The following is an 11,181-nucleotide window of genomic DNA, read 5'->3' as shown; positions in this document are numbered from 1 at the left end:
GCTTTTGGGTATGTTTTTAATTCGGGTTTGGCGACGTAACCAGATAATACCAAGAACCTTTTTCTATCCTTTGCCTATATCGACACTAAAAATCCTGCCTATGATGAGGTGCTGGTACTTTTAAGAAATTATTCAATTGGATTTTGAACAATTCGAAAACCAAAGTGGTTATTGCCTCGGCTTTCAAAATCATACGCTCTTGCATAGCTTAAAAGCGTTGCTGCATGATAGTTCCATGAGCCTCCACGACGAACACGTGTCTCTTCTGGATTAGCCGAGTTGTTTACAGGATCTATGGTGCCGTCAGCATAAAAATTAGCATCATAGTAATCCGCACACCACTCCCAAACATTGCCTCCCATATCATATAAGCCGAAAGGATTTGGAGCATATGAACGAACTGCAATCGAGTGTCCATCAGGATTATAGAAACCTGGTTTATCACCATTGTAATTGGCTTTTAATTCATCTAAAGTTCCGTCATCTGTTGGATATTCATAGTCATAACTTCCTTTTGCTGCGTACTCCCATTGAGCTTCTGTAGGAAGAGATACTCCATAATATAGAGCATATGCATCGGCGCCATACCACTTAACCCAATTAACCGGCCAATCTGCTTTGGCTTCATCAATCAGTTCAAAGGACTCACTGTTGAATGATATCCAACTTTTATTATTAATATTTTCTTCCTCGCCTCCACTAGTACAACCACCAGTTTCGCCTAGTTGTAAGTAAATTTCGCCACTATGTGGGGCTACACCTGTTGCTACAACCATATACTCTTCATATTTTCCACATGGATCATTTGTGGTTTGAAGCTCAACGCTAATCCATCCATCGATATAAGCGGAATTTAAAAACTCAGTATACTGAGCATTCGTGACTTCAGTGTCAGAAATGGCAAAATCGGATACTGTTACACTAACAACAGGAGAATCACCCGACATAGAATAGCCTCCCATTTCGAAAACACCTCCGGAAATATCAACAAGATCAATATCAGCAGGGAGTTCGATTCCGGTAGGGTCATCACTTGGCTCTTCAATAACTGTTTTTTCTTCAGAAGCCGTGTCATCTCCCAAATTACAACCAGATAAATTTAAGATTGAGGCGCAAGCGAGTAGAGTAATTGATATTTTGTTCATAAAGTACCTTGGTATTGAATGCTCATAAAAGCTTAATAACGCTGTTTATACTGATTGGTATTACCAAGAACTTTACAAAAACAATGTGCAAGAAATGTGAATGATTTTTCAATTACTTAAAACAGAACGGGTCTATGTGGATCTGCCAGGCCAGGAGAGTGGATGGCTTATTAGGGGAATGTGACTTATTAACCAAAGGCCTGATACTAATAACTTAAGGCCTCTGGCAAATTTCAGTGCTATTTTTCAGGTTGAATGATGTCGAAATGGCGGTAAGCACGGTCTGTGGCAATACGCCCTCTTGGTGTACGTTGGATAAATCCCTGTTGGATCAAAAAGGGCTCTAACACATCTTCGATGGTCTCTCTCTCTTCGCCAATCGCAGCGGCTAAGTTATCGAGGCCTACGGGTCCCCCCATAAACTTATCTATGATGGCCAGCAATAGCTTCCTATCCATATAGTCGAAACCTTCGGAATCGATATCCAACATATCTAATGCCAGATCTGCCACAGCTTTATTGATTTCGCCATCGTGCTTTACCTCAGCAAAATCTCGTACTCGTCGTAACAAACGATTGGCGATCCGCGGCGTTCCACGAGAGCGCTTGGCCAGCTCTATTGCACCTTCATCATCGATGGGCAACTCGAGGACATTAGCCGAACGCGATACAATTGAACTGAGATCTTTCGTGTTATAAAACTCTAACCTGAGAGGAATACCAAATCTTGCGCGCAGTGGCGAAGTTAACGCCCCAGCTCTCGTAGTAGCGCCAATAAGCGTAAAGGGAGGCAGATCCAATTTGATTGAACGAGCTGCCGGGCCTTCACCAATCATGATATCTAGTTGGTAATCCTCCATAGCCGGATAAAGGATCTCCTCGACTACCGAACTAAGGCGGTGGATCTCATCGATAAACAGGACATCACCAGGCTCAAGATTAGTCAGGAGTGCAGCAAGATCGCCGGCTTTTTCCAGCACAGGTCCCGAGGTAGATTTAATATTTACCCCCATCTCATTGGCGACAATCATCGCCAATGTAGTCTTTCCAAGCCCCGGAGGGCCATAGATCAGCATATGATCGAGAGCCTCACCGCGATTTTGCGCCGCTTTAATAAATATCTTTAACTGAGCTCTGGTATCATCTTGACCCGTATACTCATCGAGCAACTTAGGGCGCATCGCCCTGTCTATCTGCTCATCACGCTCTTCGGGCCCTTGAGGCTCAGCATGGATTAAACGATCGGCTTCTATCATCAGTATCTCTTCATTCACTCAGTTTATAACATCGATTTCAGTGACGATTTAATCAATGTCTCTGAGTCCATGCCATCTTGATATACCGCTGAGACGGCCTTACTTGCCTGTGCAGGCTTATACCCGAGAGACAATAGTGCGGCAATGGCATCTTCTTCTGCGGTATTAATCACAGGTGCGGGTGTGTAATTAGACTTAAGCATAAATTCACGCTCAGAGCCTGCCGATGCCTCCATCAGACTCTTAAGCTTATCACGCATCTCTACTAGCAATCTCTCGGCTGTTTTCTTACCCACACCGGGCAACTTAACTAAGGTCGCAATATCATCACGTTCGACGCAGGCAACAAATTCACTTGCGGTCATTCCTGAGAGTATGGTCAGAGCCAGCTTTGGCCCGACACCATTGGTTTTTATCAGTAACCGAAAAAGTGCGCGTTCCTGTTTGGTGATAAAACCGTAAAGTAGTTGAGCATCTTCACGCACTACGAAATGGGTATATACAATGGCTTCCTGATTGAGCTCAGGGAGTTCATAAAAGCTGGTTAACGGCATCTGAACTTCGTAACCTAACCCCTGCACTTCAAGTAAAATTTCAGGTGCTTGCTTCTCAACAAGTAACCCTCTTAAGCGACCAATCATCTGTAACGTCCATAAGTTCTTGCGTTAGCTCTTCCCCCCAAAGCGATTAAACTTTGGCTGGTATGAAAATGGCAGATAGCGACGCCTAATGCGTCGGCAGCATCGGCCTGGGGAGCGGCGGGTAATTTGAGGATCTGTTGAACCATATGTTGAACTTGAGATTTCTGCGCTTTACCCGTTCCAACAACCGCACTTTTTATCTGAGTTGCGGAGTATTCGGCTACCGGCAGATCGGCATTGGTTGCAGCAACAATTGCAGCGCCGCGAGCCTGGCCAAGTTTAAGTGCCGAATCGGCATTCTTCGCCATAAAGACGCGTTCAATGGCAAACTCATCGGGCTGATATTGACGTATGATTTCAGAAACGCCATCAAAAATCTGTTTAAGTCGATAAGGTAGGTCATCGGAAGCGGTGCGAATACAACCACTTCCTAAATATGTCTGGTGCCTACCAATACACTGGATCACACCATAACCGGTGATCCTTGAACCTGGATCCACACCGAGAATAATTGACATGTTTTAATCTAAGGATTCCATGATCTCATCGGAGATATCTGCATTATGGTATACCTCTTGAACATCATCATGATCTTCGAGGTTATCGATTAAGCGAATAAATTTGGGTGCGGTGCTGGCATCGAGTTCGGCTTTCGTCGATGGGATCATCGTCACTTCGGCATTGATAGCCACAAGCTCGGTCGCATCCAGCGCATCTTTAACCGCGCCAAAGTCCTCGGGTGTGGTAAACACATCAATCGAGCCATCTTCATGAGTGACTACATCATCGGCACCGGCATCGAGCGCTGCATCCATAATGGTGTCTTCATCTGCGCCTTCAGCGTAGGAGATAACGCCTCGTTTCTCGAAGAGATAAGATACTGAACCATCTGTACCTAAATTGCCCCCCGACTTACTGAATGCATTACGAACACCCGATACAGTACGGTTTTTGTTGTCTGTCATGGTTTCAACCATCACAGCTGTACCGCCTGGGCCATAGCCTTCATACATAATGGTTTCCAATACTTGGCCATCGAGTTCGCCGGCACCACGTTTAATCGCACGCTCAACGGTGTCACGCGTCATGTTATTAGATAAGGCTTTATCAATAGCGGCACGAAGGCGAGGGTTAGAATCGACATCCGATCCACCTTCACGGGCAGCAACAGTAAGTTCACGGATGAATTTTGTAAAAAGCTTGCCGCGTTTTGCATCTTGCGCCGCTTTGCGATGCTTGATGTTGTCCCATTTACTATGACCTGCCATATCTCACTCTCCTTAATTCGAGCCTAATTAAAACGATAAATACAATGGGCTCGAAACAGCCGGGAATTCACCCGGCCGATCTGGTTATTACTCTTGTTCTTCTTTGTTATCTTCGCTTTCGATAACATTGACGCCTAACTCAACAAGTTGAGCAGGATTAGCGAAGCCAGGAGCATTGGTTAATGGACATGCAGCAGTTGTCGTTTTCGGGAATGCCATTACATCGCGAATAGATGTCGCACCCGTCATCAACATAACGATACGGTCTAAGCCAAATGCCAAACCTGCATGTGGCGGTGTTCCATAACGTAGCGCCTCGAGTAGGAAACCAAATTTTTCATTAGCCTCTTCCTCTTCGATACCCAAAATACGGAATACAGCAGATTGCATTTCACTGTTATGAATACGTACTGAACCACCACCGAGTTCGCAACCATTGAGTACCATGTCATAGGCATCAGAGATAGCGGCTGTTGGATCAGCTTCAAGCTGTTCAGGCGTGATCCCCATAGGTGCAGTGAATGGATGATGCATCGCATGCAATCCACCATCAGATGTAGGTTCAAACATTGGGAAGTCTACAACCCATAGCGGTTTCCACTCACCATTGAGCAAGTCAAAATCTTCACCGGCTTTAAGACGAAGTGCGCCCATAGCCTCGGCTACAATGTTCGCTTTATCGGCACCGAACAAGATCAGATCGCCAGTTTTAGCGTTAGTACGCTCAAGCAAACCGTTAACAACATCTTCGTTCAGGAACTTAAGTACCGGAGATTGAATGCCTTCCAGACCCTTATCAAGATCATTTACCTTCATCCATGCTAAACCTTTAGCACCGTAGATAGTGGCATATTTCGCATATTCATCGAGCTGTTTACGTGACAGTTTTGCACCACCTGGGATACAAAGAACGGCCACTCGGCCTGCAGGATCGTTAGCCGGCTCCTGGAAGACTTTAAACTCGACATCTTTCAGGATATCGGCAACATCAATCAGTTCGAGAGGGTTACGCAGATCCGGTTTGTCAGAACCAAAACGACGCATCGCCTCGGCAAAGGTCATCTTAGGAAACTCGCCCAGATCGACGTTTAACAGATCTTTAAATAAACCACGAGTCATCTCTTCAGTCTTAGCCATCACTTCGGCAGAGCTCATGAAAGAGGTCTCGATATCAATCTGAGTAAATTCAGGTTGACGATCGGCGCGCAGATCTTCATCTCGGAAGCATTTTACGATTTGATAATAACGGTCAAATCCTGACATCATCAGAAGTTGCTTAAACAGCTGTGGTGACTGAGGAAGTGCAAAGAACTGCCCTTTGTATGTGCGACTCGGAACTAAGTAGTCACGAGCACCTTCCGGGGTAGCCTTGGTCAATATCGGCGTTTCGATGTCCAGGAACCCACTATCATCCAGGAAACGGCGAACGGCACTGGTCACTTTCGAACGAAATACAATTCTATCTGCCATCTCGGGACGACGTAGATCCAGGTAACGATATTTCAATCGCTGCTCTTCGGTGTTGTGCTGGTTCTTATCCATGTTGATAGGCAAAGGAGCAGCGCTATTTAAAATTGTCAGGCCCTTGCCTAGAATTTCAATTTCACCGGTGCGCATATCTTTATTAACTTGACTATCAGGACGTGCACGGACCAAACCCGTTACTTGTACACAAAACTCACTGCGCAGCGTGCTAGCGACATCGAATACTTCCGGTAAATCAGGATCATAAACTACTTGAACAATACCTTCTCTATCACGAAGATCGAGAAAGACAACGCCGCCTAAGTCACGACTACGATTTACCCAACCCACTAGGGTCACTTCTTGTCCAACGTGAGACTTATTGACGTCTCCACAATATTGACTGCGCATCTAACTCTTTCCTTTATCCGCAAACCTATGGCTGAGGAATATTCTAAACAAGACAAAAGCGGCATTATAGTTAAATATTGCCGATTACAAAACCACTACGCCACTAGTTGGCGAAGTATCAATCAGTTCTTTTCCCGAGCAATCTGGGCCCGTACAAATTAACATGCATTATCACGATGATTTATAGCAATTTCCACCACTTTTTTTCGCGCGGTACATTAACTTGTCAGCTGTTTTTAATAACTCGACAGCCGTATCACCATCCGCGGGGTAAATAGCAATTCCAATACTTGGCTTCACATCTTGGGCTGGTATGTCGCCAACGAGATCTTTTGCTAAATTAGTTAAGATTGTTTCGGCGACCTGGCAGACGATGTCCAGATCTTTGGTTCGGTTCAATATAATAACAAATTCATCTGCGCCGAACCTTGCCACAGTATCAGATTTTCTAACCGACTGTTGCAACTCTTGTGTGATACTGATGAGCAAGTTATCACCCATCTTGTGACCTTGCTTTTTATTCACCTCTTTGAGACAACCGATATTAACAAAGAGTACAGCAAATGCACTTAAGTCCCGGCTATGATGAAGCACAGCCTGCTCTAATCTATCATCTAACAGTGAGCGGTTAGGTAACTGGGTAAGGCTATCATGGTTAGCAAGATGATTAAGTTTATCTTCTAACACTAATCTTTTGCTGATCTCTTGTCCCATTCGATACTTGAATAAAACGAGGAACATTATCGAAGCGAGTGTAAGGAAGCAGATAAAAAACCACCAAGTCTCAGCTAGCGATGCTTTTGGTGCAAGAGGTAGTTGTTTAACCCAATTTTGATAGATCTCTTGCTGTTTTTGCTGATTTACCGTGCCGATTGCCATATTTATCATAGGAACTAATTTTGCTTTATCAGGATGGATCCCAAAGTGACTGTGCTGGTCAGAAAAATCTGCCAATACGGACATCTTGAGTTGTCCATAATCACCCTGTTTAAGTTCAGCGGCCATATTGATGACTTTTTCGACGAAAACGTCGGCTTTCCCTTCTGATACGGCCTTCAGGCCAGCACGTGTATCGGCAACAATCAACAAATCCAGGCCATAATCGGCGCTCATTAGATCGGATACAAGTTGGTAACCTTCGACGATGGCCAGCCTTTGACCCGCTAACTGTTGCATATGAAATACAGATACTCGATCTATTGGTGTCGCCAAGGCCCATGGCGATGGCCAGTAAGGATCACTGAAGAGTAGTTTCTTCTTTCGCTCCTCAGTCTCAGCCACACTGCCGGCAATATCAACATCACCATTGAGTAGTGCTGTGATCAAATCCTGCCATTCATCATAAACGACAGCTTCTAACTTCAAATTAAGCTTATCTGAGATAAGCTTTACAACTTCACTGTTAATTCCGGAAAACTCACCGTTTGAGTCGGCATATTCCATTGGTTTCCAATTATTCAGATAACCCACTTTTAATACACCTACAGATGCCAGATAGTCTCGTTGTGGTAGCGAGAATTCCAATCGCGAATTTTCAACATCGAATACCCGATTTTTACTGTTAAGCATCCATTTTTGTTCAATTTCAGCCAATTCATTTTGACCAATTAACTCGAAGCCCGCCTTGATACGTTTATCTAACCCCACATTCTCGGGTCGGGTTAACACAAAGATATCGGTTTCAAATTCAAGGTCATCAAACTGATGAAACTCAGACCAGGCATGATTCAAAACGAGATAATGTTGGGTCCATGCAGACGATGCGACGAAGCTGCTGATATGCCCCTCTCTCGCCGCTTGGATCATAGACGCTACAGAATCATATAGTTTGAGTTGTGTATTCGGAACGGCCTGTTTTAACTTCCCAAGGTAAGGAGACGTCGGTACCGCACCTATAAGTGTCCCGGCGAGTGCATCTAAGTTATCTATTGAATGACCGAAACTAAATAATCGACTTTTTACCTTGTACAATAATTGGCTTCTCAGTAGGCCACTCTTAAGCGCGTCACTCTCTGGATAGCCAATATGGACATCGGCGCTGCCCATTCGAACATCATCGAGTGAGCTGTTCATATCTCCTGTCGAGAAGAAGACCGGGATCCCCGTTTTTTCAGACCACAGATGCCAAATATCCACATACAAACCATGGGGCAGCCCATCACCTCCTAGAGAGACGAAAGGTTCAATATTGAGTGTTGTCGCAACCGTTATCCCTCTTTTTTGCTGATTAATGCCAAGCCAACGTTCCTCTATCGCAGCAAAACGCTTACTGGAAATTGCCGCAAATCCTAAGTTTATCTTATCTACAGTCTTTAAATCTGACTTGATAACAGCCGGATGCAGAGGCGACTCTTTTATCAAGAGTCGGTTCTTTATGGGAAAAAGGCTGACGACCTGTCGATTCAGGTTATTGTCTTTAAGGTAGCCTTCCATTCCAGCAAAAACATGCACCTCTCCTTCAATTACCCCTTTTAATAAGCTGTGACGGCTGTTGTAGCGTTTAAAGGATAATCTAGGCTCAAGAGCAAGCAATTCGGCTTCGTGAGAGGAACCTGACACTATACCAATTTGATAGGGGATAAGATCTGAAAATGATGTTCTGTCGGAGAGGCTTTTATGCAGATAAAGGTAGGTTCTGACTTGGGATATCTGTCCAGCGAAATCAAATATCTCTGAACGCACTGAAGTCTGAGCTAAACCAACATGAGCATCGGCATCTCCCTGAGAGAGTTGTTTGAGTGAGTCATGCCAATGCCGTGATACAAAAACGACTTCAGTATCCGTTTGTTGGCTCCAGGCTTTCCACAAGTCAATAAGAATTCCGTGGGGCTCACCTTTCTCATCCACAAACTGGTAAGGGTAACTATCTTCTCCCATTACTAAGACCAACGGTTTGCCCTCATCGGCATAGAGTCCGGAGGCAAAAAAGCAGACAAGCAAAAATGACAGAAGCTTAATAAATGATTTCAAATGCTATTCCCAAACGTCGCTCATGTAAAAATCTTGTTATAGGTAAGCTATTAGACAAAATTTTATGATAAATTTCCAGTACTAGACTTGCTGGTTGCAACTATCATTCGTTAGAATAAAACGTTGAAATTACCCATGTTAATCAAATGAACACATCCCAAGACACGATATATGCTCAAGCATATGAAAACATAAGCGATTTTCAATTCGATGAGAAAGTAGCCGGCGTTTTCAACGACATGATCCGACGCTCAGTCCCTGGTTATGGTCAAATAATCAACACGCTCGGTGATTTTGCTAACCAATATGTCACCACAGACAGCAATATATATGATCTCGGCTGTTCGCTTGGCGCTGCGACACTCAGTATCCGCAGACACATAGATAATCGTAATTGCAAAATTATTGCCGTCGATAACAGTGAGTCGATGATCCAGCGTTGCAGAGAAAATCTTAGTGCCTATGTTAGTGAAACACCAGTCGATCTCGTCTGCGGTGACATAAGGGACATCAAGATTGAAAACGCCTCTATGGTCGTTCTTAATTTCACGATGCAGTTTCTGGCCCCTAAAGATAGAGATAGCCTATTAAGTAACATCTATAAAGGACTCAGACCCGGTGGGATCTTAGTTCTCTCAGAGAAGCTAAACTTTGAAGATGAGTCTATACAGTCATTACTGGTGGATCTGCACCTGGATTTCAAAAGGGCCAATGGCTACAGTGAATTAGAGATCAGCCAAAAACGCAGTTCTTTAGAGCACGTCATGAAACCAGATACCTTGGAGCAGCATGGAGCTCGTCTAAAAAAACAAGGCTTCAAACATTTTAACGTGTGGTTTCAATGCTTTAATTTTGCATCCATGGTTGCCATTAAGTAATTGGTAGTCATAGAATCATGCCATGAGATGAATTAAAATCATTCATCGAATATCAACCAAATACCATTGCTTCAATTTTGCAGCTACCTAGGGTGACAATAAAGTGATCAGTTTCAGCTCCTTCTATAAACAAATTGCAGATTCCAGCCTACAACATTGGTTAGAAACCCTTCCCGCCATTTTAGGGCAATGGCAACGTGAGCATAAGCATGGCACCCTACCTAAATGGGAAAAAGTGCTGAACAAGTTACATTATCCAACCCCTGATATCATCGACCTGAAAAACAGCGTCTCTATTGGTTCCGGACAGCAGCTGGCTAAAGGTGAACGGGAAAAACTCGAAAACCTATTACGTATTTTTCAACCCTGGCGCAAAGGGCCTTTCTCAGTACATGGTATCGATATCGATACTGAATGGCGCTCAGACTGGAAATGGGAGCGCATCCTTCCACACCTCTCTCCATTAAACAATCGCACCGTATTAGATGTGGGTTGTGGCAGTGGCTACCATATGTGGCGTATGTTGGGTGAAGGAGCCAAACATGTCGTAGGCATCGATCCCTCCACGCTTTTCCTTTGTCAGTTTGAAGCAATCAAACGCCTAGCCGGCGATCACCACCCGGTTCATCTACTACCATTAGGAATCGAAGAGCTTCCGCCACTGGATGCATTCGATACCGTATTCTCAATGGGGGTCTTGTACCACCGTCGCTCACCTATTGATCATTTGTTACAACTAAGAGACCAATTGCGAACAGGTGGTGAATTAGTTTTAGAGACCTTAGTCATTGATGGTGATGAAAATACTGTTCTGGTGCCGGAAGATAGATATGGCAAGATGAATAATGTATGGTTTCTTCCTTCGGCAGCCGCATTAGAACTTTGGCTAAAAAAAGCAGACTTTATTGATATTAAATGTGTAGATATCGATGTCACCTCACTGGCAGAACAGAGAAGCACAGATTGGATGCCCAATGAGTCATTAGTCGATTACCTGGATCCTACCAACGTAGATCTGACCGTCGAAGGTTATCCGGCGCCTAAACGAGCGACGTTTATCGCGACGAAGAATCAACCCAATAAAGATTTAACTTAAAATTAATTTGGCACATTTTTGGTAATGATTACCATTGAATCGATTAAGTAAG

General features: G+C 44.2%; 9 protein-coding genes. 2 read left to right on the top strand and 7 right to left on the bottom strand.

Features of this window, described 5'->3' with window-relative positions:
• Nucleotides 1-128: 128 nt before the first annotated feature.
• The 7 genes from SSED_RS10560 to SSED_RS10530 all read right to left on the bottom strand — a co-directional run bounded on the left by SSED_RS10560 (nucleotide 129) and on the right by SSED_RS10530 (nucleotide 9,155).
• On the bottom strand, nucleotides 129-1,145 hold the full coding sequence (locus SSED_RS10560; RefSeq protein WP_012142379.1) for a formylglycine-generating enzyme family protein: 1,017 nt from the start codon (nucleotides 1,143-1,145) through the stop codon (nucleotides 129-131).
• Between the two features lie 239 nt (nucleotides 1,146-1,384).
• Entirely contained in the window at nucleotides 1,385-2,401 is a 1,017-nt protein-coding gene (gene ruvB, locus SSED_RS10555; RefSeq protein WP_012142378.1) for a Holliday junction branch migration DNA helicase RuvB, read from the bottom strand.
• A gap of 23 nt (nucleotides 2,402-2,424) precedes the next feature.
• Nucleotides 2,425-3,042: a Holliday junction branch migration protein RuvA gene (gene ruvA / locus SSED_RS10550; protein ID WP_012142377.1), complete on the bottom strand. Its 618-nt coding sequence runs from the start codon at nucleotides 3,040-3,042 to the stop codon at nucleotides 2,425-2,427.
• Entirely contained in the window at nucleotides 3,039-3,560 is a 522-nt protein-coding gene (gene ruvC, locus SSED_RS10545) for a crossover junction endodeoxyribonuclease RuvC (RefSeq protein WP_012142376.1), read from the bottom strand. Before ruvC ends, ruvA begins: the two co-directional genes overlap by 4 nt.
• A gap of 3 nt (nucleotides 3,561-3,563) precedes the next feature.
• On the bottom strand, nucleotides 3,564-4,310 hold the full coding sequence (locus SSED_RS10540) for a YebC/PmpR family DNA-binding transcriptional regulator (protein ID WP_012142375.1): 747 nt from the start codon (nucleotides 4,308-4,310) through the stop codon (nucleotides 3,564-3,566).
• An 87-nt stretch (nucleotides 4,311-4,397) separates the two neighbouring features.
• Nucleotides 4,398-6,185: an aspartate--tRNA ligase gene (aspS, locus tag SSED_RS10535; RefSeq protein ID WP_012142374.1), complete on the bottom strand. Its 1,788-nt coding sequence runs from the start codon at nucleotides 6,183-6,185 to the stop codon at nucleotides 4,398-4,400.
• Between the two features lie 171 nt (nucleotides 6,186-6,356).
• On the bottom strand, nucleotides 6,357-9,155 hold the full coding sequence (locus SSED_RS10530) for a transporter substrate-binding domain-containing protein (RefSeq protein WP_012142373.1): 2,799 nt from the start codon (nucleotides 9,153-9,155) through the stop codon (nucleotides 6,357-6,359).
• A 146-nt stretch (nucleotides 9,156-9,301) separates the two neighbouring features.
• On the opposite strand from SSED_RS10530, the gene cmoA reads away from it, so the two are divergent.
• Both cmoA and cmoB read left to right on the top strand, forming a co-directional pair.
• Nucleotides 9,302-10,033 carry a carboxy-S-adenosyl-L-methionine synthase CmoA gene (gene cmoA / locus SSED_RS10525; protein WP_012142372.1) on the top strand — a complete coding sequence of 244 codons (732 nt, stop codon included), beginning with the start codon at nucleotides 9,302-9,304 and terminating at the stop codon, nucleotides 10,031-10,033.
• A gap of 103 nt (nucleotides 10,034-10,136) precedes the next feature.
• Nucleotides 10,137-11,129: a tRNA 5-methoxyuridine(34)/uridine 5-oxyacetic acid(34) synthase CmoB gene (gene cmoB / locus SSED_RS10520; protein WP_012142371.1), complete on the top strand. Its 993-nt coding sequence runs from the start codon at nucleotides 10,137-10,139 to the stop codon at nucleotides 11,127-11,129.
• The last annotated feature ends 52 nt before the right edge of the window (nucleotides 11,130-11,181 follow it).

The organism is Shewanella sediminis HAW-EB3 (genome assembly GCF_000018025.1).
In the GTDB taxonomy this organism is placed as follows: Bacteria; Pseudomonadota; Gammaproteobacteria; order Enterobacterales; family Shewanellaceae; genus Shewanella; species Shewanella sediminis.
The sequence above is the reverse complement of the archived record's forward strand: the minus strand, read 5'-3'. Positions and strand labels throughout refer to the sequence as shown.